This is a genomic window from Flavobacterium sp. 83 (assembly GCF_000744835.1).
Classification (GTDB): Bacteria; Bacteroidota; Bacteroidia; order Flavobacteriales; family Flavobacteriaceae; genus Flavobacterium.
Genome location: NZ_JQMS01000001.1, coordinates 3,141,612 through 3,166,422, shown reverse-complemented (window position 1 = coordinate 3,166,422; position 24,811 = coordinate 3,141,612). Strand labels below are relative to the sequence as shown.

Genomic DNA, 24,811 nt, shown 5'->3' with positions numbered 1-24,811 from the left:
AAACAAGTTCAGGACTAGAAAGATTGTAACGAAAAGCCCGACCCGAAGTTTTTCACAAAGGGTCATGCCCAAATTATAAAAACACACAATTAAATATATATATTATGAAGTTTTTTATTGACACGGCTAATTTAGCTCAGATTAAGGAAGCACAAGCATTAGGCGTTTTGGATGGTGTTACAACTAATCCATCATTGATGGCAAAAGAAGGAATTACAGGAAAAAATAGCATTTTGAAGCATTACGTTGATATTTGTAATCTTGTTGATGGCGATGTAAGTGCCGAAGTTAATGCTTTGGATTATGACGGAATGATTAAAGAAGGAGAAGAATTAGCTGATTTACACGATCAAATCGTTGTGAAATTGCCTATGACTAAAGAAGGAGTTATGGCTGCTAAATACTTTTCGGATAAAGGTATTAAAACGAATGTAACTTTAGTATTCTCGGCTGGTCAGGCTTTATTGGCTGCAAAAGCGGGAGCTACTTATGTTTCTCCGTTCATAGGTCGTTTGGATGATGTATCTACAGACGGTTTGGCTTTGATTGAAGAAATTAGATTGATTTATGATAACTATGGTTACGAAACTCAAATTCTTGCTGCTTCAGTTCGTCACACGATGCACATTGTAAACTGTGCTAAAATTGGTGCTGATGTTATGACTGGACCATTATCTGCTATTTACGGTTTGTTGAAACACCCATTGACTGATATTGGATTGGCACAGTTTGTTGCTGATTTCGAGAAAGGAAATAAATAAAAGTTTTTATATAGCTGTTTTCAGTCTCAGTGAATTAAATAAAAAAATCCCATTTCAACTGAAATGGGATTTTTTATTTGGTTTGTTTTTTGGTTTGGTATTATATTGTATTAAAATTAGTGTCCTCCACCTTCGCTTTCAATATGAGCAATACCTTGTCTTTTTAATATTTTAGGACAATAAAAACCATAAAATCCTAAATATGCAAAACCAAGAAGGGGAACAATATAAGAGAAATGAGTCCATGAAATACCAAATATTCCATTTGGACTAGTAATGTCTATGTCGCAAATACTTCCTTGAACCAGAGGAATTACTCCACCTCCAAGAATCATCATAATTAAAAAAGAAGATGCTTTACCAGTGTTTTTTCCTAACCCAGCAATAGCCAAATCAAATATAGAAGGCCACATAATAGATAAGAATAAACCACCTGAAATTAGAAAGAATTTAGCAATTCCAGTATCAGGACAAACCAATCCGATTAACATCATCAATAATCCTGAAAGACCAAAAAGCATTAATGTTTTGCCTGCATTTTTCCCGCCTATAAAGCTAACAGCAATAAACATTAATATCCAAATTGGGTAAACATAAAAAGCAGAAACATCGTGACCTGCAAATATATTAGCTCCAATAATAACTCCAAATCCTAAAGCAGGAACAATAAATTTAAGAGCGATGTTGGCTATTTTTGAGGTGTTAAAAACATTTACACCGCCATTCCAACGACCAATCATTAAACTTCCCCAGTATAATGCAATAAAAGGCGAAATGGCATCTTCTAAAATGCTGCCAAATTCGGAAGTTTTTAATAAAGCGGGTAAATTACTAATTATAGTTACCTCAGTTCCAACATAAATAAAAATGGCTAACATTCCTAAGTAGAGTTGTGGATAGTCTAAAATGTTGAATTTTTCGTGTGCATGTTTAATTTCTACTTCTTCTAATTTTGCAGGGTTTTCAATTTTAGAGAAGTTCATAAAAATAGCTACTACAATAAAAGCAATACCTAAAATAATGAATGGTAATTTAATGTCTTCAAGTGAAAGTGCAGTTTTTTTATCGTCACCCATTCCAAACAAAGCAATTCCTAATAAAATAGCACCAATAGTAGTACCAAAAGAATTTACACCTCCAGCTAGAGTTAAACGGTGTGCTCCAGTTGATGGGCTTCCCATTTTAATGGCTAAAGGATTAGCTACAATTTGTTGGATTGAAAAACCTAAACCTACAGTAAATAAAGCTGTTAAAAAGAATGGAAAACTTTCCATTGTTGCAGCAGGAATAAATAGAAAAGATCCAATAGCAGAAAGAAGTAAACCAGCAGAAAGAGTTTTCTTATATCCAAATTTTTGTAAAACATCAACTTTCAAAGATATCAGAAAGAAAATTATCGATCCTACAAAGTAAGCAACGTAAAATGCCCAAGCTACTAATTGGGATTGAACTTGTGATAAAGTAAAAACTTTTTTAAATACTGGTATTAATATGTCGTTGGCAGAACCAACAAAACCCCAAAAGAAGAAGACGATTATTAATGAGATAAATTGTCCCCATTTGGTTTGTAAATTTTCTGAACTCATAGTTGTAAATTGGTTTTTTTTTAGTTTAATTATTTCTTTTTTTGCAGTAAGACAGTAAATATATTTGTTAAGTAAATTAAAAAAAAATTATTTAGAATAAATATTCTTAAAATTATAGAATAATCACGTTTTATTAAAAAATGATGCTTTTTTTTTAGATTTTTTGCAATTTCAAATAAAATATTGAAATCACTTTTATTCTAAAATTTTACTTTTTACATCTTTACTGTAATTTCGTCCTATAGGTAAAGTGTAAGAAAGTATTTGGATTCGGTTCCCCTCAATAGATTTTATTTTGTCAATGGCAATAGTGTATGATTTATGGATTCTTACAAATCGATCCAATGGTAACTCCTCGGATAATGAAGTTAATGACTTGTGTGTAATATAGGTTTTGTCAATAGTCACAACCTTTATGTATTCTTTCATTCCTTCGATAAACAGAATTTCATCTATTGTTATTTTTACCATTTTTTTATCTACTTTGATAAAAATATGGGGTTCGATTCGATGCATCTCCGTTTTAATAGTATTCTTTAAATTGATTTCTGTTGAAATCCTATTGATGCATTTAATAAATCGGGGTAATGGGATTGGCTTTACTAAATAGTCTAAAACGTCTAATTCGTAGCTTTCGGCAGCAAATTCCCTAAAGGCTGTGGTGATTACAGTTTTAGTTTTATACTCTATTAATCGGATCAATTCAAAACCTGTCATCATAGGCATGTTGATGTCGAGAAATACGGCATCTACACTATTGTTATTGATAAACTCCAGTGCTTCCAGTGCATTGCTAAAGGTACCAATAATTTCAAAATCCGAAAAATTGATAAAATAATTCTGAAGGACTTTTATAGCTAATGGTTCATCATCTACTAAAACACATTTAATCTTCATTATAAATAACCCGTTGGGTGTAATTATTTGAAGTAAAAAATATTGATTAGATATTGGTCAAGATACTGAAATTCAGTATCTTGAAGTCGTCAAACAACCAATATCTATGTCAAATATAGTAAAAAATTATTTTAGAGTTTTAGAAGTTATAAGTTCTTTGAATATTGCATTTAATACAGAAATTCGAGCTGGAAGAAAGTTTAAAATGTCTGATTTAGAAGTAGTTGCTTTAAGTTTAACATCTGAATTTATGTCTATTGACAGTGAAAATTCATTTTTTAATCAGTTGCAAAATGGACAAATTTCTAATCTAATTGAACGAAGTCAGTATAATAAGAGAAGGAAAAAATTATTCCATTTTGCTGAAGAAATCAGACAACATTTATATTCAAAATTCACAGAATTTGAGAACTATTTTGTTGTTGATAGTATGCCACTTGAGATTTGTAAAATGGCTCGTCATAATAGGATTAAAATTTGTAAGGGTGATTTTCAGACTGCGCCAGATAAAGGTTTTTGTGCATCACAAAACTCTTGGTTTTATGGTTACAAACTTCACGGAGTTTGTACTGTTTCTGGGGTTTTTCAATCAATAGATATTACAAAAGCAAGTGTTCACGATGTACATTTATTAAAAGATTTAAAATATCAAATGTCTGATTGTGTGCTTCTTGGAGATAGAGGTTATTTGTCTTCACCATTACAATTAGATTTGTTTGAAACAGCAAATATAAAATTAGAAACTCCAATGAGAATCAATCAAATTGGGTATAAAAAACAACCCTACATATTTAGAAAATCAAGAAAAAGAATAGAGACATTATTCTCTCAATTGTGTGATCAATTTATGATTAGACGAAATTATGCTAAATCTTTTCAAGGTTTTAAAACAAGAATTTTAGCTAAAATAACAGCATTAACTTTGGTACAATTCATTAATAAATTTATTTTTGAAAGACCAATAAACAATATTAAAACACAAATAATCTAATTGCACCCAACGGGTTATAAATAGGTATTTGTAAAGAGATGATATAATAATTGAACTTTACTTTATGTTTGAAAGTGTAATGGTTTTTGAAAATTAATTTCAACCGCTTCTTAGTGTTTATTAGACCAATACCTTTTTTTGTTTTTGTATGCTGTGAAAGTACAAAATTATTCAGAATTTCAAAACTCAAGACAGTTCCATTAATAACTTTACAGTTAATTTTTATTTTAAGGTTGCTATTATTTATGCCACCATGTTTAAAGGCATTTTCTACCAGAGATATAAAAAGTAAAGGTGGAACTTTAATTTCATCAATATTAGAATCTATATTTATGGCTACTTCTACGTTTTCAAAACGAAGTTTTTCGATTTCAATATAATTCTGAATATAATTAATTTCATTTATCAAAGGAACAAATTTAGTTCCTTCAATATCGTAGAGAACATATTCCATCAATTTTGAAAGCTTTATAATCACATCTGGAACTTTATCAGAGGATTCAAGTGATAGAGCATACAAATTATTTAAAGTATTAAAGAAGAAATGAGGCTGAATTTGATTTTTTAAATATTTCAATTCAATTTTAGATTGATTTTCTTTTATGGCTCTATTTCGTTCCCTTTCCTTAAGCCAGATTAAAGTTAAATATACCGAAGATGCTATTGCAAGGACATAAATTTCACCAATACATACAGCTACAATATGATTCAATTCAAAAGGTTTGTATTCTCTGTTAGCTTCTGGCCAAATATCTTCAGAAATGATATAATAGGTTAATTCAGTTTTCAATAAATAAACCATCATTAAACTCAAAAGTAATCCTAAACTATATTTAAAATATTTTGAAGTTAATACATAGCGAGGTATAAGGAAATATAGATTGAAATATACTAATGGAATGTGAAGTGAAAATTCTAAAATATTTGATTTTAATGAATAGCCATAATCATTAAAATAAGCGCCCCAACGAAGAAAGTTCATTAAAAAAAACAATCCCCAAAACCCAAAATGGTTTTGAAGGCTGATATCGAATTTCATTTCTTTTTTTTTACGCACTTTTTTACTTAATAATTTAATGGTTTATGCATTAAAATAGGGGTTCTTGAATTTTCTACAACTTTAATCAATTTGACAATGAAAAACACCTTTTTTTGAATAAAAATATCAAAAAATAGAAAACAGGTAAAAAAAACACATAAAAAGCGTACTTGAAAAACGTATTGTTGACAAAATTATGTCGTTGGTTTAAAATAAAGTACAGTTGGTATAAATTATTTTTTTTAGAATACCCTTAAAGATAAATTTACCCCATAACTAACAAAAACCTTTCAAAATGAAACAAATTATCTTAATCTTTATGATTATTTTTACTTCGCAAGTTATGCTTGCACAAGTAAAAACTGTCAAAGGTTCAGTGACCGATGCTGTCGGTTCACCATTGCCTGGGGCATCTATTACAGTACAAGGAGAATCAAAAGGAACTGTTACCGATTTTGACGGTAATTTTTCTATTGAAGTGCAAAAAGGAAAGACCTTGGTGGTTTCCTACCTTGGCTCAGAAACCCAAAAAGTTCTAGTGGGTGACGATAGTACTATTAAAGTACAATTGAAAGAAGCTGCTTCTACAGCGCTTACTGAAGTAGTGGTAACTTCTCTTGGTATCAAGAAAGCCAGAAAATCATTAACGTATTCTGCTCAAGAATTAAAGGGAGAAGAATTAACTCGTGTTAAAGATGCTAATATCATTAATACAATTGCGGGTAAAATTGCGGGTGTTGCCGTGACAAAAAGTGCTGGTGGTACAGGTGGTTCTACAAAAGTGGTTATTAGAGGGAATTCTTCCGTGAGTAACAACCAACCCCTTTATGTTATTGATGGTATTCCTTTGTTTAATGGAACTTCAGGACAACCTAATAGTGCTTTTGGAGATACTGCAGGTGGAAACCGTGATGGAGGAGACGTTGTGTCTCTTATTAATCCAGATGATTACGAAGGGATGACAGTTCTTAAAGGAGCTGCTGCATCTGTATTGTATGGAAGTCAAGGTGCAAATGGAGTAATTTTACTTTCTTCGAATAAAGCAAAAGAAGGAAAATCAAATCTTAAAGCTTCGTCAGTAACTACTTTTGAGTCGGCGGCATATTTGCCGAAATTTCAAAATGAATATGTTGCTGTAGCAGGAGGTGAAGAAACTTGGGGAGCAAAAGGAGCTTCTAATGACCATGTGAAAGATTTCTTTGATACTGGAAACACACAAATTACTTCATTGGCTTTTTCTTCGGCTTCAGCAATATCATCTACTACTTTATCTTATGCTAATACTAGTGGATCTGGAATTATACCGGGAAGTGGTTTAAAGAAAAATAATTTTGGGATTCGTCAAACCGCAAAATTTTTCAATGATAAATTGAATGTTGCTGCTAATGCAAATTATACTACTCAAAAAGTTATCAATAGACCTGTAAACGGACTGTATTTTAATCCCTTGACCGGAGTTTATTTGATGCCAAGAGGGAATGATTTTAATGCCTACAAAGAAAACTTCGAAGTTTTTGATCCTTCAAGAAATATGATGGTTCAAAACTGGATGACTAACAGAGACATTCTTCAAAATCCATATTGGGGAATCAATAGAAATAAGTCAGAAGATACCAATCAATTTTTTAACGGATCGATTGCTTTAGATTACAAAGTAAATAACTGGTTAAGTGTTGCTTCAAGATACAGTTACAATCGTGTAGAAAGTGGTTTTGATAAAAAGATATATGCCACTACACAAGGTACTTTATCTCACACAAACGGAAGATACATAAACGTGAATACTTTAAGCACACAGCGTTATGGTGATTTAATTGCTACAATTAATACTAAATTCAATGAAGATTTTAGTTTTAATGCTAACGTTGGAACAAGTATTACCAATACAATTGGAAATCAAAGAACAACTTTGGATTCGGGTATTGGCGGAGGTTTACAAATTGCAAACTGGTTTACATTGGGTAATTTTGTGAACAATGCAGGAAATTTACAAACGTTAGATTCTTCGAAAGAAGTACAATCTGTTTTTGCAGCTACTACTTTTGGATATAAAGACATGTTGTTTTTAGATCTTGCAGCAAGAAACGACTGGTCTTCTACATTAGTAAATACAAATAATAAAGGTTTCTTTTATCCATCTGTGGGTGTAACTGCTATTATTAGCGAAATGACAACTTTGCCGGATTTTATTAATTATGGAAAAGTTCGTGCCACTTATGCACAAGTAGGAAATGATATTTTTCCTTTTGTTACTTCTCCAACTAATGGTTTTACTTCAGAAGGTAATAAGCCTGCTCTTGCAGCTCCAAAACCTGGAACTTCATTGCGTCCAGAATTGAAATCAGAAGTTGAAATTGGTACAGAATGGAGAATGTTTAACAACAGACTTGGATTCGAATTGTCTTATTATAATTCAGAAACCAAACATCAATATTTACAAATTCTTGCTCCACTAACGAATCCGCTTGGTGTAAAATACTACGGTATTAATGCAGGTAGTATTAAAAACGTAGGTTTTGAAGCGGTTGTTACCGGAAAAATTGTTAAAACCGATAAGTTCTCTTGGGATGCAACGGTAAATTATTCTCAAAATAAAAATACAGTTAAAGAAATTCCAGCTGAATTAGGAGGAAAAGTAATTTTGACTGAAGCTGGAGTGAATAACTACCGTTACGTTTTAGAACAAGGAAAACCATATGGTGTTATCGAAGGTGTAAATATCAAAAGAGATGCTCAAGGCAGAGTATTGTTAAATGCTGACGGAACAATTCAAAAAACAGGTTTTGAAGAAGTTGGTAATTCTAATCCAGACTTTATGTTAGGTTTTTCTAACTCATTTAAATTAGGTTCTTTCTTTGCAAATGTACTTATTGACGGAAGATTTGGTGGGAACGTAATGAGTTTAACTGAAGCTATAAATGACGAATTTGGAGTTTCAAAAGCTACAGGAGATGCTAGAAATGCAGGTGGAGTTGCTATTAATGCAGTTTATCCTGATGGTTCTGCTTATGTAGGAAAATATCCAGCAGAAAGTTATTACAAACAAACAGGAGGTAGAGCAGGAGCAACAGGAGAATATGTTTATAGTGCTACCAATGTAAGCTTAAGAGAAGTTTCAATAGGGTACACTTTTAATACTAAAAGATTACCTTTCTTGCAAACAGCCAGTTTGTCATTAATTGCCAGAAATTTAGGTTTTATTTACAAAGATGCTCCATTTGATCCTAATATTTCATTAAGCACAGGGGAAGGTTTGCAAGGTATTGATGTTTACGGAATGCCATCTACAAGAAGTATCGGTCTTAATTTAAACGTAACTTTCTAATCAAAAAATCATGAAATTAAATACTATAAAAAGAACAGCTATTTGTATTTCCTTGCTTGCTGCAGTGAGTTGTACAGATAATTTTGAAGAAATAAATACTAATCCAAACGGTATTACCCAAGAATTATTAGAACAAGATTTTAATCATATTAAAGGTTCATTTGGACCAATGTTCAATAATATAATAGTTCTTACACCAGAATGGAAATACCAAGTCCAACAAGGATTACAAGGAGATATTTGGTCAGGTTATATGGCTACAGGAACTGCATTTAGAGGAGGAACAAACAACACTACTTATGATCTTGTAGACGGTTGGAATGGTTTTGCTTGGGGATCCGCTTATGGAGATGTAATGTTTAATGCATACAATGTAGAACAAAAAGCAAAAGGGAAATACGATCAGTTTTATGCGCTCTCTTTGATTTTGAAAGTTGAAGGGATGCATAGGATAACGGACACTTATGGACCTATTGTATATTCAAAATTTGGAACTACTGATCCAGTAATTGCTTATGATTCTCAAGAAGAAGTTTACAATCAAATGTTCAAAGAATTAGATGTTGCAGTTGTTGAATTAACAAAAAGAGTAGATGCAAATGAAGCTTCTACATTTGTAACTACAGATCTTTCATCTTACAAAGGGGATTATAAACAATGGGTTAAATTTGCTAATTCATTACGTCTAAGGTTAGCCATGCGTATCGTGAAAAAGAATCCAACTTTGGCGAAAGCGGAAGCAGAAAAAGCCATTACTCAAAAATATGGAGTTATGACTGTAAATGCGGATACTTTCAAAGTGGTATCTCCTACATACAACAATCCAATTGCTACAATTAGTGCAGCTTGGGGAGATATTCGTATGTCAGCAGATATGGAATCAATAATGGGTGGTTATGCTGATCCAAGGATGCCAATTTTCTTTAATACATCAGTTCAATTTCCTGGTCAGTTCAAAGGAGTTCGTACTGGAATAGAAATTGCTGCTAAAGCTGATCATGTTGATTTTTCAGCGATTGGCCCAATTGTCAATTCAAAAGAGATTGTTTTGATGAATACAGCCGAAGTATATTTATTAAGGGCTGAGGGAGCTTTAAGAGGTTGGAATATGGGTGGAACAGCGCAAAGTTTGTATGAAATGGGTATAACTGCTTCTTTCGATCAACATGGAGTTTCAGGTGCTACGGCTTACATTGCTGATAATGTGAAAACAGCAAAAGCGTATGTAGATCCTAATTTTCCAGCAAATAATGGTGCAGCATTAAATAATGTGACTGTTGCTTGGGATGTTGCTGCCACAAATGAAGTGAAGTTGCAAAAAATCATTACTCAAAAATGGATTGCTGGTTTTCCGGAAGGACAAGAAGCTTGGTCAGAATATAGAAGAACAGGATATCCAAAATTATTACCGGTTCTTAAAAACACAAGTGGAGGTAAAATTGATTCTAATTTAGGGGTAAGAAGGGTAAACTTTGTACAGTCTGAAAAAGATGGAAATGCAGGTGGTGTAACCACTGGACTAACAAAACTTGGTGGAGTTGATACAGGAGGAACTAGACTTTGGTGGGATACTACCGGACCTAACTTCTAAAAAAAACAAGTATAGATTGAAGATAGAAATGGTGTAAGTAATTCCTATTATTTACACCATTTTTTATATCAGATTTTTTTTTAATGAATGAGTCTCTATTAAAGAATTTAAAATTAGCGTTATAAAAATAAGGCATATTTTTTTAAAACGCATTATAGAATAAATCATGTCGTTTGTTTAAATTTTTTGACTGTTGGTATATTTTATTTTTTTAGAAAAAACGTTTTAGTTAGCTTTATACCATTATTAAGCAAATAGAGTCAAAATCAATAGATTCTGTAAAAAAAAATATTTTTTTTAGTTTATAAAAAACATACCAGAAATAATTTAAATAAGTTTTTGTAAGAAGAATAAATCAACAGCTTATATATGTAATATAATTAATATCAACGAAGTAAGTAAATAGAATAAACAAAAATAAAAATGAAAAGTACTTTAGAAATTAAACCAGACATTAGCTATAAAAGTGCCGGAAAATTTGAAGAAACCAGATTTGAAAAAATTCATAATGAAATTTTCAAAAACTCCACAACTGCTTCTCTAATTGTAGCTCAGGAAATCGCTGAATTGATTAAATTCAAGCAAGAGAACAATAAATCATGTGTTCTTGGTTTAGCTACTGGTTCTTCGCCTATAAAGGTGTATGAAGAACTAGTTAGAATGCATAGAGAAGAAGGACTTAGTTTTAGCAATGTAATCACTTTTAATCTGGATGAGTATTATCCAATGACTAAAGAGAACAATCAGAGCTATCATTATTTTATGCATCAGCATCTGTTTAATTATATAGATATTAGGCCTGAAAACATACATATTCCAGACGGAACAGTAGCCATTGAAGAATTGAATCAATATTGCATTGATTATGAAATGAACATTAAAAATGCTGGTGGACTTGATTTCCAATTATTGGGTATTGGTCGTACAGGACACGTTGGGTTCAATGAACCGGGGTCTCATATTAACTCTGGAACTCGAATAATTACTTTAGATCATATTACAAGAGTCGATGCTTCATCAGATTTTAATGGAATTGATAATGTACCTAAAAGAGCAATTACCATGGGCGTTTCAACAATTCTTAGATCTAAAAGAATTGTGTTAATGGCTTGGGGCCAAAACAAAGCAGATATAATAAAAAGAACAATTCAAGGCGATATCAGTTCTGAAGTACCTGCAACATTTTTACAAAATCATACGAATGCCACTTTCGTTTTAGACCAATCAGCAGCTTCAGAATTAACCCGTTTCAAAACACCGTGGTTGGTTGGGGAGTGTATCTGGACCCAAGAGTTAAAAAGCAAAGCAATTGTTTGGTTGTGTCAAAATACCAATCAATCGATTTTGAAATTGACGGACAGGGATTACAATAATAACGGAATGTCGGATCTTTTAGCATTAGAAGGATCTGCCTACGACTTGAATATAAATATGTTCAATGTATTGCAACACACTATAACGGGATGGCCAGGAGGTAAACCTAATACTGATGATTCACATAGACCAGAAAGAGCTAATCCTGCTAAGAAAAGAGTAATCCTTTTTAGTCCTCATCCTGATGATGATGTGATTTCTATGGGAGGAACTTTTTCTAAATTAATAAAACAAGGACATGATGTTCATGTGGTGTATCAAACCTCTGGAAACATTGCTGTAACAGATGATGAAGCACTCAAATTTGCGGAGGTTTGTAACGATTTTGTGGGAGATGATAAAACTAAAATTAATTTTCAAGCAGTTATCGATTTTTTAAATAGTAAATCAGAAAATGAAGTTGACTCAGTTGAAGTAAGAAAATTGAAAGGTTTGATTAGACGCCGTGAGTCTTATGCTGCAACAAGGTATATTGGATTAAAAGATGAAAATACTCATTTTTTAGATTTACCATTCTATGAAACTGGGCAAATAAAGAAAAATCCTTTGGGTCCTGAAGATATTACTATTGTTCAAGATATAATTGCTAAAATTAAACCACATCAAGTTTTTGCTGCCGGAGATCTTGCTGATCCACATGGTACCCACGAAGTGTGTTTAAATGCTATTTTTACTGCTATGGCTGCATTAAAACCACAAACCTACATGAAAGATTGTTGGTTATGGTTATACCGCGGTGCATGGCATGAATGGGATATTCATGAAATTGACATGGCTGTGCCATTAAGTCCTGATGAGGTTTTACTCAAAAGACATGCTATTTTATACCACCAATCTCAAAAAGACCGAGTCATGTTTCAAGGGAACGACTCTAGGGAATTTTGGGTAAGAGCCGAAGACCGTAATAAGAATACGGCAAAACTATACGATGATTTGGGACTTGCTGAATACGAAGCCATTGAAGCTTTTAAGCGTTTTGACTATTAAATAATATCTTTAAAAAACGGATAAAAAATATGAAATACTTCCTAATTCTATTATTCACTGCTTTTGTTTCTAATGCTCAAATGCAAAAGGAACAATTAGATCTTATGCCTTGGCCGCAAAATATAAATTTGACCGGTAGTACTTTTACTTTAAACAAAGGATTTAAAATAAATATTACTGGTAATCCCAATCCTAGAATTTTTATAAGAGCAACTAATTTTTTGAGAAGATTAGATGGTAGAACGGGGTTATTTTTTGAGCAAGGTTTTTCGACAAAAATAAATGAAAATCCAGAAGCTGAATTGCAAATTAATTGTGTTCGCAACGGAAAAATAGGATTATATGAAGATGAAAGTTATCAACTTAGTATTGAATCCAATAAAATAAAAATTAATGCCACAACTGATTTAGGAGCCTTACATGGTTTAGAAACATTATTGCAATTATTGCAAAATAATAGTAAAACGTATAATTTTCCAACAGTTGAAATTACAGATATGCCCCGGTTTACATGGAGGGGATTGATGATTGATGCTGCGAGGCATTTTCAGCCTGTAGCTGTGATTAAAAGAAATCTGGATGCTATGGCTTCAATGAAAATGAACGTTTTTCATTGGCATTTAGTAGACGATCAAGGATGGCGAATAGAAATGAAAAACCATCCAAAGTTTACACAATTGGCTTCAGATGGAGAGTTTTATACTCAAGAAGAAATCAAGAATATTGTAAAATATGCCGGCGATAGAGGAATTCTGGTAGTTCCAGAAATTGATGTTCCTGGTCATGCATCTGCATTACTAACGGCTTATCCAGAAATAGGGAGCAAAGTGGTAGATTTAAAATCTAATTCAGTTGAAAGTAAAAAGCAAAGTGCTGCAATTGCTAATTATGCAATCGAAAGAAGATCGGGTATTTTTAACGCGACATTAGATCCAACAAATCCCAAAACATATCAATTATTAAGTGAAGTTTTTGATGAGGTTTGTCCTTTATTTCCAGGAGATTATTTTCATATCGGTGGTGATGAAAACAATGGAAAAGAATGGGATGCAAATCCTAAAATACAAGAATTCAAGAAGAAAAATAAATTTGATAACAATCATGATTTGCAAACTTACTTTAACATGCAGTTGGTTCCAATGTTAAAAAAGTATAACAAGAAATTAATGGGATGGGAGGAAATAATGACTAAAAATATGTCTAAAGATGCCATTATTCATGCTTGGAGAGGAACTAATGAGGGTCTTTCAGCTGGTGGTGCATTAATCAAAGCAGCAAAAAATGGTTATCAAACAGTTTTGTCAAATGGCTATTACATTGATTTAATGTTAGGGGTAAAGAGTCATTATTTAAATGATCCAATACCAAAAAATAGTATATTGACTCCCGAAGAAAAAGCGAGGATATTAGGAGGTGAAGCTGCAATGTGGAGCGAACTTGTAACACCATTAAATATTGATTCAAGGATTTGGCCAAGAACAGCTGCAATTGCTGAACGATTGTGGTCTAATGAAAATGTTACTGATTTGAATAGTTTAAATAAAAGACTAAAAACGATTTCTTTTAGGCTCGAAGAATCAGGAATTATGCATCTGAGAAATAAAGATGTAATTTTAAGAAATATTTGTAATAATCAGGAAACAAAGGCATTGAGAGATTTTTCTAATGTTTGCGAACCATTGAAAATTTACAAGCGTAACGGGGGTGGTAAAAAATACTTTATGTTTTCTCCATTGACATTATTTGCTGATGCCTGCACAGCAGATGCTTTTGATGCATATGATTTTGATATAGCGGTAAACAACTATTTAGAAAATAAAAATATAGAAAATCAAACTTTGGTAACTAATTTTTTTAGAAAATGGATTGCTATGGACGCGGATTTAATTAGTTTAAGCAACAATGCGCCGTTGATTCAACCGCTCTTACCTTTATCCAAAAATTTAAAAGATATATCGGAACAACTTTTATTAGTTATAGAAAATAAAAAAACAGTTAATACTGATGTTCTTAATGGCTTATTAGAAAAGTTTAATACTAGAAGCCCTGCCGATGTTGAAGTCGCTGTTTATGCCAGTTTGAAGAAATTAAGTCAGTGATGAAATAAAATAAATAGGTATTAAGATTAAGTTTGTATTGCTGTAAATTTTATAGAAAATAATAGTGCTAATCGAATGAATTTTCATCGCATTTTTCCAGGACTACTATTTTAATGTTAAGCTATCTACAATTTATAAAAATCAGTATTTTTTTCGTACTTTTGCAAAAATTTTTATAAAAAATATTTATGTTAACAGTTAATAATTTATCAGTTCAGTTTGGCAAACGAATTTTGTTCGATGAAGTAAATACTACCTTCACACATGGTAATATATATGGAGTTATCGGAGCCAACGGTGCTGGAAAATCTACTTTTCTTAAAATAATTGCAGGTGAAATGGATCCTACTTCAGGTCATATTCATTTGGAACCAGGAAAACGTATGTCGGTTTTAAACCAAAACCATAATATGTTTGATGAGAGTACCGTTCTTGAGACCGTAATGATGGGTAATAAAACCTTGTATGCCATCAAAAAAGAAATGGATGCTTTGTATTTAGATTACAATGATTCAAATGCTGACAGAATAGGGGAATTGCAGGTGCAATTTGAAGAGATGAATGGTTGGAATGCTGATTCTGATGCAGCGTCTATGTTGTCCAATCTTGGGATTACCGAAGAGCATCATTATACTTTAATGGGAGATTTGGAAGGAAAAATAAAAGTTCGTGTCCTTTTGGCACAAGCACTTTTTGGAAATCCAGATTTGCTTATTATGGATGAACCTACCAATGATTTGGATTTTGAAACCATCGCTTGGTTAGAAAATTTCTTAGCAAATTATGAAAATACAGTAATTGTAGTTTCTCACGACAGACACTTTTTAGATTCAGTTTGTACACACATATCAGATATTGATTTTAGTAAAATAAATCATTATTCAGGAAATTATACTTTTTGGTATGAATCAAGCCAATTAGCAGCAAAACAACGCGCACAACAGAACAAGAAAGCGGAAGAAAAGAAACAGGAATTAGAAGAATTTATTCGTCGTTTTAGTGCGAATGTAGCCAAATCAAAACAAGCTACTTCTCGTAAAAAAATGATTAGTAAGTTGAATATTTCTGAGATAAAACCTTCAAGTCGTCGTTACCCTGCAATTATTTTTGACCAAGAGCGTGAAGCAGGAGATCAAATTTTGAACGTACAAAATCTAAGTGCTTCAATAGATGGTGATGTTTTGTTTAAAGGGGTAGATTTGAATATGGCCAAAGGCGATAAAATCGTTCTTTTCTCAAAAGATTCTCGTGCTACAACTGCTTTCTATGAAATTTTAAATGGAAACCAAAAAGCAGATTCAGGAACTTACGATTGGGGAGTTACTACAAACCAAGCGTATTTGCCAGTAGAAAACCATTCGTTTTTTGAAAGTGATTATTCGCTTGTCGATTGGTTGCGACAATGGGTAAAAACAGAAGAAGAGCGCGATGAGGTTAACATTCGTAGTTTTCTTGGGAAAATGATTTTCTCTGGAGAGGAAGCTTTGAAAACATGTAGAGTATTATCTGGAGGAGAAAAAGTACGTTGTATGTTGTCTCGAATGATGATGGAAAGAGCTAATGTCTTAATGCTTGATGAACCTACGAATCACTTGGATTTAGAGTCTATTACAGCTTTTAATAATTCCTTGAAAAACTTCAAAGGATCAGTAATTTTTACCACTCATGATCATGAATTCTCTCAAACGGTTGCCAATAGAGTTATTGAATTGACGCCAAATGGGGCTATAGACCGTTACATGACATTTGATGATTATCTTGATGATGAAAAAGTACAGGAATTGAGAGTGAAGATGTATACCGTATAAAAATAATAATTTCAAGATTTTTAAAATCTCCCTCTAAATGTGGGAGATTTTTTGTTTTATTGCTATTCTTGATTATTTAATGCGAACTATTTCAATCTACTTTTTACCAAAGATTTTACTGATAATAAAAACTATAATTACAATCACAACAATCACCATAAAAATGCCTACTCCAATTCCGGCTTTAAATATTCCTTCTACTACAGAACAGCTTGTAAATGAAAGTAATATTATAAAAAGCATCATTAATCTTGTTCTCTCTTTTTGCATGATTTTATATTTTTAGGTTATCATAAAAGTAGAGAAATAGAATAGCGATTAGTTATATAATTTTTATATTTTCTTGTGAAATTTTTATAATTATCGAAAAAAATAACAAAATGTTAGTTTATAATTAGTAATTATTTTTTTTTAAACTAATTTTCATGCAAAAAAAAATATATTTTTGAGTTTTACTATTTCTATATAAATCTAATTTAAAATATGACTAACATTACTTTCAGTTTAAAAGCTCCTCGAATAGATGTAGTTGATGCCTTACGTGGATTTGCAATCATGTCAATTATGTTACTTCATAATGTGGAACATTTTGAATATTATTATTTACCGGAAAATTTTCCAGCTTGGTTGGTGGCTTTAGATAAAATTATTTGGGATTCTTTATTTTTCCTTTTTGGAGGTAAATCCTATGCGATTTTTGCACTTCTTTTTGGTTTTAGTTTTTACATTCAAAATGATAATCAAGTTAAAAAAGGAAATGATTTCCGGGGACGATTTTTTTGGAGAATGATGTTATTATTGGTTTTTGGACTTATCAATACGGCATTTTATCAAGGTGATATTCTTACTTTATATGCTTTTCTAGGACTTTTATTAATACCGGTTGTAAACTGGAGTAATAAAGCAGTTTTTATTACTGCCTTTATTCTAATGTTGCAACCATTAGAGTGGGGAAGATGTATTTATTATATTTTAAATCCGGATTATGTAGCTCCTTCTAATTTGTCTAATGCCTATTATGAAAGCATTGGGTATTATATGAAAAATGGATCTTTCGTTGATTATGTAATTGGAGATTTGACATTAGGAAAAACTGCCTCTTTATTATGGTCATGGGAAAATGGAAGGTTTTTCCAAGCTCCGGCTTTATTTATGTTTGGAATGTTATTAGGAAGAAAACAACTTTTCACAACTACCGTTGAAAATATTCAATTTTGGACTAAAGTATTACGATATGCGATTATTTTATTTATTCCCTTGTATTTTTTAAAGACCTATATGATTGACATAGTAACAAGAGTAACCTTATCCAATAAGTTGACTATAATCTTTGCTTCATGGTCAAATGTTGCATTTATGTTAGTACTGGTTTCTACTTTCGTTTTACTATATCAAAAGGAGTCGGTTAATAAAATCCTTGTTAAATTGATTCCTTTTGGAAAAATGAGTTTGACGAATTATATCATGCAATCTATGATTGGTTCCTTTATTTATTATAGATATGGCCTTGGTCTTTTTGAATATACAGGTGCAACATACTGTTTGTTGATAGGGATTGTATTATTTATTATCCAATTATCATTCTGTACTTGGTGGCTTAAAACTCATAAGCAAGGGCCTTTAGAGTATATTTGGCACAAAGCAACATGGATCTCATTCGGTAAATAATACCAGCAACTATTTTCTCTCTTTATAATTATAAAATCATAAAGTGGAATTCGTATATTTGCAAAACCAAACAACACACTTTAACATGAGTCAAAAAGTATTACTTACTGCAAAAGAAGTTACTATCATATTACATCGTTTGGCCTGTCAGTTAATTGAAAAACACTTGGATTTTTCAGATACTATTTTGGTGGGAATTCAACCAAGAGGTGTTTTTTTAGCGGAACGTTTGAAAGAAATATTAGAAAAAGAATACCAAACTCCTGAAATCAAGCTGGGTTATCTGGATATTACTTTTTTTAGAGATGATTTTCGCAGAACGGATAAACCATTAGAAGCAAATAAAACCAAGATTAATTTTATTGTCGAAAATAAAAAAGTTATTTTTATTGATGATGTTTTATTTACTGGGAGAAGCATACGCTCTGCCTTGACTGCTATTCAATCTTTTGGAAGACCTTCTGAAATTGAATTACTGGTTTTAATCGACAGACGTTTCAGTCGCAATTTACCTATTCAACCGGATTATAGAGGAAGACAGGTGGATGCCATAAATAACGAAAAAGTAAAAGTGAGTTGGAAAGAAAATGATGGTGAAGATGGCGTGTATTTAATTACAAGTTAGATAACATTATATTTGAAATCTAACTATTAAAAAAACTAATAATCGTAAAAAAGAAATGAAAGAATTAAGCGTAAATCATTTATTAGGAATAAAATACATCAACAAGAATGATATTGACTTAATTTTTGAAACTGCCGATCATTTTAAAGAAGTCATTAACCGACCAATTAAGAAAGTACCTTCTTTACGAGATATTACTATTGCCAATATTTTTTTCGAAAACAGTACCCGAACCAAACTCTCTTTTGAATTAGCACAAAAACGGCTATCTGCTGATGTGATTAGTTTTTCGGCAGCACAATCTTCGGTAAAAAAAGGGGAAACTCTAATAGATACCGTGAATAATATACTTTCAATGAAAGTAGATATGGTAGTGATGAGACATGCCAATCCTGGTGCGGCTTATTTTCTATCCAAAAACGTAAAAGCCAGTATCGTAAACGCAGGTGACGGAGCGCATGAACATCCTACACAAGCTTTATTAGACAGTTATTCAATTAGAGAAAAATTAGGCGAAGTTGCAGGAAAAAAAGTTGTCATTGTAGGTGATGTATTGCATTCCAGAGTAGCATTGTCTAATATATATGCTTTGCAAATGCAGGGTGCAGAGGTAAAAGTTTGCGGACCCAAAACGCTTATTCCAAGACATATAGAATCTCTTGGAGTTACCGTAGAACCTAATTTAAGAAAAGCGCTTGAATGGTGTGATGTGGCTAATATGCTACGCGTGCAAAATGAGAGAATGGATGTGAATTATTTTCCTTCAACAAGAGAATATGCGCAACAATATGGAGTTGATAAAACATTACTGGATTCATTGGATAAAGAAATTGTAATCATGCATCCGGGGCCTATCAATCGTGGTGTCGAAATTACCAGTGAAGTTGCTGATTCCAGTCAATCAGTTATTTTAAATCAAGTAGAAAATGGTGTGGCGATTAGAATGGCAGTTATTTATCTTTTGGCTTCAAAAATTCAGTAATTTCAAAGAAAAACTTAGTAACTTAGCTACTTGGTAACCTGTCTGCTGTTACGCAGCTTCTGAAACTTAAAAAAATGAAAGTAGATCAAAAAGGCCACACAATTACAATTAAAGATACACAAGGTGATTTTACTTCTTTTTTAATGAAAGTAACACATCAATACAAAACATTTGAAAAGCATAACTTGATTATTGATCTTTTACTTTATAAGGATTTATCTACAGATAGTATAAAGTTGTTCTTGCCATTATCAAAACAACATAAAAAAGGTAAAAAGTCATTTGTTATTGTCACTTCTGATTTTGATTATAATGCAGTTCCTGCTAAATTAACTGTTGTTCCTTCCTTATTAGAAGCTCATGATATAATTGAGATGGAAGAGATTGAAAGAGAATTAGGTTTTTAAATTAGTGTATTTCGGTTATGTGTTTAACCGCTTAATTGATTTAACAAATACGCTATAATCCATACATAAAAACTTGAAATTAACAATACTTGGTTGCTATGCTGCAACACCTCGAACTTTTACCAATCCAACATCACAGATTTTAGAAATAAAAAATAGACTTTTTCTGATTGATTGTGGTGAAGGAACTCAAGTGCAATTACGCAAAAACAAAATTAGATTTTCTAAGATAAATCATATTTTTATCTCGCATTTGCATGGAGATCATTTTTTTGGATTAGTGGGCTTAGTTTCCACTTTTACATTACTTAACAGAGTCACGGAATTACATATTTACGGACCTAAAGGAATTCAAGAAATCATTAAATTACAATTGCGATTGTCTAATTCTTGGACGAATTACGGATTGTTTTTTCATGAATTGGAATCTCTTGAAAGTGAAGTAATTTTTGAAGATGAAAAGGTTTTGGTGAGAACTATTCCGTTAAAGCATCGTGTTTATACCAATGGTTTTTTGTTCCAAGAAAAAGTAGGGGAGCGGAAACTAAATTTAGATGCTGTTCAAAATTATGAAATTGAGAGTTGTTATTATCAGAAAATAAAAAACGGTAAAGACATCACTCTGGAAGATGGCAGAGTCATAGAAAACGATAAATTAACATTCGACCCTATTCCTGCAAAACAATATGCTTTCTGTTCAGATACTGCTTATAATGAATCTATTCTTCCAATTATTGAAAATGTAGATGTATTATACCACGAATCTACTTTTTTGCAATCAGAAGAAAATCTTGCAAAAAAAACATTACATTCCACGGCAAAAGAAGCTGCAATGATTGCTTTGAAATCTAATGTGAAGCAATTAATTTTAGGGCATTATTCTACAAGATATCAAAGCATCGAATTATTTAAAGAAGAAGCCGAAACAATTTTTCCGGAAGTTCTTTTAGCCGATGATGGGAAAAGTTTTGAGTTTTAAATAAAGACAATTTATCTGTTGTACTATAAAATTGACACTGTATTTTTAAGATTATTCTATTTCGAATAATCTTAAAATCAAACAATCTTAAAATAAAAAAAAATGAGTGATTTAAGTAATTATAGAAAATCCTACGAAAAGAGTGAGTTATTAGAATCTAATATTCCTGAAGATCCAATAAACCTATTTAATAGATGGTTTCATGAAGCAGAAGACTTTGGGGCTAATGAAGAAGTTAATGCCATGACAGTCTCTACAATTGGTCTGGATGGCTTTCCAAAGTCCAGAGTTGTTTTATTAAAAAAATTCAATGAAGAAGGATTTATTTTTTATACCAATTATAATTCCGAAAAAGGTAAGGCTATTATCGAAAATCCTAAAGTATGTCTTTCTTTTTTTTGGCACACAATGGAACGTCAAATTATTATAAAAGGTATTGCCCAGAAAACTTCAGAAACCATTTCAGATAATTATTTTGAATCCAGACCTGATGGTAGTAAATTAGGAGCGATAGTATCGAATCAAAGTGAAGTTGTGCCTTCTAGAGAATATTTAGAGGAAAATCTAAAACAATTGGAAAAAGACTTTGAAAGTATGGTTATTCCAAGACCAAACCATTGGGGAGGATTTTTAGTGACACCTTTAGAAGTTGAATTTTGGCAAGGAAGGCCTAATAGATTGCATGATAGAATTAGGTATATTAGTCAAGAAGATTTCTCTTGGAAGATTGATCGATTATCACCATAATGTAAGAAAAAGACACGTAAAACAATGATTGTTATGTATTTTGTCGATTTTATTTGGTAGTTTAGCGATAAAATATGTAGTTTTGAATATAATTAAAGCAGAATATTTGTAAATACTTTAAAGAGTTTGCCCCACAATCTACTTTAAACTTAAACTACTACTTTATGAAACTAAAAGTACTTCGCGCATTATTGCTCGTTACTGTGATATGCACTATGAATTCCTGTTCTTCAGATACATCAGCTACACCAGTAACTGATTCAACTTCTGTTCAAAAGGTCGTTAATTACACTTATAATTCATCTGAAATTGAAACGATGGATTTGATTAATGCTTATAGAGTTAGTGTTGGTCTAAATCCTTTAGAAAAAATCAATCATATTTCTTACAAGTCAGAAGAACATGACAATTATATGATTACTAATAATGTAGTTAATCACGATGATTTTGTTGCTCGCTCTGAAAATATAATTAAAGTACTAGGTGCAAAAAATGTAAGTGAAAATATAGCTTATAATTATAACACACCTCAAGCTGCTTTAAATGCATGGTTGGCAAGTCCTGGACATAAAGAAAATATTGAAGGAGATTTTACTCATTTTGGTATATCAATTCGAGAAAATCCAATAACAGGAAGAAAATATTATACAAATATCTTTGCAAAAATATAAGTTAATTTTTTGTTTATTTTTGGTATTAAGAGTCTGCTTTCCCCCCAAAAGGCAGACTCTTTTTAAATAAGAATAGGACCTCTAAAAAATAGTAAAGGTTAATATATATAGCTATTTATGAAAAAGTCTAATGGAAATTATTTCATTAGACTTTTTTTTAAAATGGTATTGTTAGCTGCAAGATAAACTTGTATTTCAAGTGAATTTCATTCATCAGGTTTAAGAATTATATTATGAATATATCTTTTCATGATTAAGCTTATTCTTTTTTATAAAAAAGGAAGCTGTCTAGTTTAGACAGCTTCCTTTAATTGATTTGCTTTTACAAAGCGGTAATTATAAACTCGCTACGTCTGTTAAGTTGATGTTCATCTTCAGTACATTCTATGGCATCGCTACATTTATTCACTAATTGTGATTCACCATATCCTTTACCAGTCAATCTGCTTGAATCAACACCATTTTTTATTAACCAGTTTATAGTAGACTTAGCCCTTCTATCTGATAATTCTTCATTGTATTTGAAAGTGCCACGGCTATCAGTATGGGAGCGTATATCAAGTTTCATAGTTGGATATTGACTCATTACATCTAATATTTTTTCTAAATCAATAGCTGCTTCTACTCTGATATTCGATTTATCAAAGTCAAAGTAAATCATTTTTATACCAAAGCATTTACCTAGATCGTCACCCACTGTTACCTTACATTTTTCTTTTTCCAATGCGATTGGTAAATATGTTTTTCCTTTATCGCTAGCAATAGTGATTTTTTGCTCTTTGGTAGTATATTCTGGTTTTTCAGCTCTTACATTGTATGTTTTTGCACATTCAACAGTAAAAGAATAATTTCCTTTTGCATCAGAAGTAGTAGTACTCACCAAATTAAATTGACTATCATATAAAGTGACTTTAGCATCTGAAAGCAATTCTGCTGTAGTTAAGTCAGTAATTTCACCATATAAAAGTTGTTCACAAGTAAGTCTTTTGGTTTCTAAAAACTTATAAATATCATCGTATCCTTGTCCACCATCTCTATTGGAGCTAAAAAAGCCTCTTCTTGATTTTGTGTCTATTAAATAAGCAAAATCATCTTTGGGAGAATTAACATTTTCTCCCACATTTTGAACCTCGCTGAAAGTCCCATCAGGATTTATTTTGGATACAAAAACATCTAAACCTCCAAGACCTGGATGTCCGTCAGATGCAAAATAAATTTCATTTTCATCATTTACAAAAGGGAAGGTTTCTCTTCCTTCAGTATTGATTGTATTTCCTAAGTTTTCTGGAGTACCAAAAGTGGCATCATCATTTATTTTTACTTTAAATAAATCAGATTGTCCTATTGTTCCGGGCATATCTGACGCAAAATATAATGTTTTCCCATCAGGGCTTAAGGCAGGATGAGCGGTGCTGTAATTATCACTGTCAAAAGGTAATTCAGTTACATTTACCCATTTATCATTTTCTAAACTGGCTTTATATATTTTTACCAGCGTAATTTTATTTCCATTTTTCCCCTTTTTACCGTCTAAATAATTGTTTCGGGTAAAATACATAGTTTTTCCATCATTAGTAAAGGCAGGTGTAGATTCATGAAATTTCGAATTTATAGATTCACTAAACTTGTGTGGGGAGCCAGGAGTCATGTTATCTCCTAAATCAGCAGAATATAAATTAGTAAAATATTGATTGGTCCATGTGTGTTTTCGATGTCCTAAACTTCCAGTATCTCTTGCGGTAGCAAATACTATTTTGTTTAAATATACAGTTGTTCCATAATCAGAGTATTTAGAGTTGATACCTGCATCTTCTACTTGATATCTTCCTGAATTGGCTTTAATGGCTTCTAAATAATTGGTATTTTGTTTGAAAATTTTACCTCTATTGTCGTTTCCTAGTTTTTGATTGAATAATTCTAACATTTCATTCGCTTTATCATTTTGACCAATAGATCTTAAAGACTGAGCATAGCGATAGTAGTATTCAGGTTCTAAATCTGGGGTATTCATGGCAAATAATTCCCCATACCATTTAGCTGCTTTGTCTAACTCCGCATTGAAGTAATAGGCGTTCCCCAATTTTTTAAACATATCAGCTGATTTGTATCCTTTTTCGGCAACCCTTTCATAAGTTTTTATGGCATCTACGTAGGCATAGTTGTCGTACTTTTTATCAGCTGCAGCCAATTTAGCTTTTTGGGAATAAGTATTAAAAGAAAAAACACTTATTATTGTTATATAAAGGAGTATATTATTTTTCATAATAATTATTT

19 protein-coding genes are annotated in these 24,811 nt (G+C 31.7%); 14 read left to right on the top strand and 5 right to left on the bottom strand.

What is annotated here, in order from left to right:
- Positions 1-104 precede the first annotated feature (104 nt).
- Positions 105-761, top strand: a complete 657-nt coding sequence (gene fsa / locus T410_RS13735; RefSeq protein ID WP_035672771.1) for a fructose-6-phosphate aldolase — start codon at positions 105-107, stop codon at positions 759-761.
- 116 nt (positions 762-877) lie between these two features.
- Here fsa and T410_RS13730 read toward each other — a convergent pair whose 3' ends face one another.
- Together T410_RS13730 and T410_RS13725 are read right to left on the bottom strand one after the other, a co-directional pair.
- Positions 878-2,347, bottom strand: a complete 1,470-nt coding sequence (locus tag T410_RS13730) for an MFS transporter (RefSeq protein ID WP_035672767.1) — start codon at positions 2,345-2,347, stop codon at positions 878-880.
- A 195-nt stretch (positions 2,348-2,542) separates the two neighbouring features.
- Positions 2,543-3,244, bottom strand: a complete 702-nt coding sequence (locus T410_RS13725) for a LytTR family DNA-binding domain-containing protein (protein ID WP_035672765.1) — start codon at positions 3,242-3,244, stop codon at positions 2,543-2,545.
- 205 nt (positions 3,245-3,449) lie between these two features.
- On the opposite strand from T410_RS13725, the gene T410_RS13720 reads away from it, so the two are divergent.
- Positions 3,450-4,235, top strand: coding sequence for an IS982 family transposase (locus tag T410_RS13720; protein ID WP_369793036.1), 786 nt, complete (start codon positions 3,450-3,452; stop codon positions 4,233-4,235).
- On the opposite strand, the gene T410_RS13715 is transcribed toward T410_RS13720, so the two are convergent.
- Positions 4,216-5,274 (bottom strand): sensor histidine kinase, encoded by a 1,059-nt coding sequence (locus tag T410_RS13715; protein ID WP_238567380.1) that lies wholly within the window; start codon positions 5,272-5,274, stop codon positions 4,216-4,218. The two genes, T410_RS13720 and T410_RS13715, sit on opposite strands and share 20 nt — an antisense overlap.
- Before the next feature lie 295 nt (positions 5,275-5,569).
- Between T410_RS13715 and T410_RS13710 the strand changes: the two genes are divergently transcribed.
- The 5 genes from T410_RS13710 (at position 5,570) to T410_RS13690 (ending at position 16,458) form a co-directional block, all read left to right on the top strand.
- Positions 5,570-8,599: a SusC/RagA family TonB-linked outer membrane protein gene (locus tag T410_RS13710; RefSeq protein WP_035672761.1), complete on the top strand. Its 3,030-nt coding sequence runs from the start codon at positions 5,570-5,572 to the stop codon at positions 8,597-8,599.
- Between the two features lie 10 nt (positions 8,600-8,609).
- Entirely contained in the window at positions 8,610-10,190 is a 1,581-nt protein-coding gene (locus tag T410_RS13705) for a RagB/SusD family nutrient uptake outer membrane protein (RefSeq protein ID WP_035672759.1), read from the top strand.
- Between the two features lie 423 nt (positions 10,191-10,613).
- Positions 10,614-12,551 (top strand): glucosamine-6-phosphate deaminase, encoded by a 1,938-nt coding sequence (nagB, locus tag T410_RS13700; protein WP_035672757.1) that lies wholly within the window; start codon positions 10,614-10,616, stop codon positions 12,549-12,551.
- Positions 12,552-12,580: 29 nt separating this feature from the next.
- Positions 12,581-14,650, top strand: a complete 2,070-nt coding sequence (locus T410_RS13695; protein WP_035672754.1) for a beta-N-acetylhexosaminidase — start codon at positions 12,581-12,583, stop codon at positions 14,648-14,650.
- Positions 14,651-14,838: 188 nt separating this feature from the next.
- A complete protein-coding gene (locus tag T410_RS13690) occupies positions 14,839-16,458 on the top strand; it encodes an ABC-F family ATP-binding cassette domain-containing protein (RefSeq protein WP_035672751.1) in 1,620 nt (539 codons plus the stop codon).
- 96 nt (positions 16,459-16,554) lie between these two features.
- Here the strand turns inward: T410_RS13690 and T410_RS17120 are convergent, their stop codons facing one another.
- Positions 16,555-16,728, bottom strand: coding sequence for a hypothetical protein (locus T410_RS17120; RefSeq protein ID WP_193743748.1), 174 nt, complete (start codon positions 16,726-16,728; stop codon positions 16,555-16,557).
- Positions 16,729-16,941: 213 nt separating this feature from the next.
- Between T410_RS17120 and T410_RS13685 the strand changes: the two genes are divergently transcribed.
- From T410_RS13685 to T410_RS13655, 7 genes are all read left to right on the top strand, one after another.
- Positions 16,942-18,126, top strand: a complete 1,185-nt coding sequence (locus tag T410_RS13685; RefSeq protein WP_035672750.1) for a DUF418 domain-containing protein — start codon at positions 16,942-16,944, stop codon at positions 18,124-18,126.
- Positions 18,127-18,211: 85 nt separating this feature from the next.
- Positions 18,212-18,751 (top strand): bifunctional pyr operon transcriptional regulator/uracil phosphoribosyltransferase PyrR, encoded by a 540-nt coding sequence (gene pyrR / locus T410_RS13680; RefSeq protein WP_035672748.1) that lies wholly within the window; start codon positions 18,212-18,214, stop codon positions 18,749-18,751.
- A 55-nt stretch (positions 18,752-18,806) separates the two neighbouring features.
- Positions 18,807-19,733: an aspartate carbamoyltransferase catalytic subunit gene (locus T410_RS13675; protein WP_035672745.1), complete on the top strand. Its 927-nt coding sequence runs from the start codon at positions 18,807-18,809 to the stop codon at positions 19,731-19,733.
- A gap of 74 nt (positions 19,734-19,807) precedes the next feature.
- Entirely contained in the window at positions 19,808-20,140 is a 333-nt protein-coding gene (locus T410_RS13670) for a hypothetical protein (RefSeq protein WP_035672743.1), read from the top strand.
- A 73-nt stretch (positions 20,141-20,213) separates the two neighbouring features.
- Entirely contained in the window at positions 20,214-21,119 is a 906-nt protein-coding gene (locus T410_RS13665) for a ribonuclease Z (RefSeq protein ID WP_035672740.1), read from the top strand.
- Between the two features lie 102 nt (positions 21,120-21,221).
- Positions 21,222-21,866 (top strand): pyridoxamine 5'-phosphate oxidase, encoded by a 645-nt coding sequence (gene pdxH, locus T410_RS13660; RefSeq protein WP_035672738.1) that lies wholly within the window; start codon positions 21,222-21,224, stop codon positions 21,864-21,866.
- 164 nt (positions 21,867-22,030) lie between these two features.
- Positions 22,031-22,537, top strand: coding sequence for a CAP domain-containing protein (locus T410_RS13655; RefSeq protein ID WP_035672735.1), 507 nt, complete (start codon positions 22,031-22,033; stop codon positions 22,535-22,537).
- A gap of 322 nt (positions 22,538-22,859) precedes the next feature.
- On the opposite strand, the gene T410_RS13650 is transcribed toward T410_RS13655, so the two are convergent.
- Positions 22,860-24,800 carry an OmpA family protein gene (locus T410_RS13650; protein WP_035672732.1) on the bottom strand — a complete coding sequence of 647 codons (1,941 nt, stop codon included), beginning with the start codon at positions 24,798-24,800 and terminating at the stop codon, positions 22,860-22,862.
- Positions 24,801-24,811: the final 11 nt, after the last annotated feature.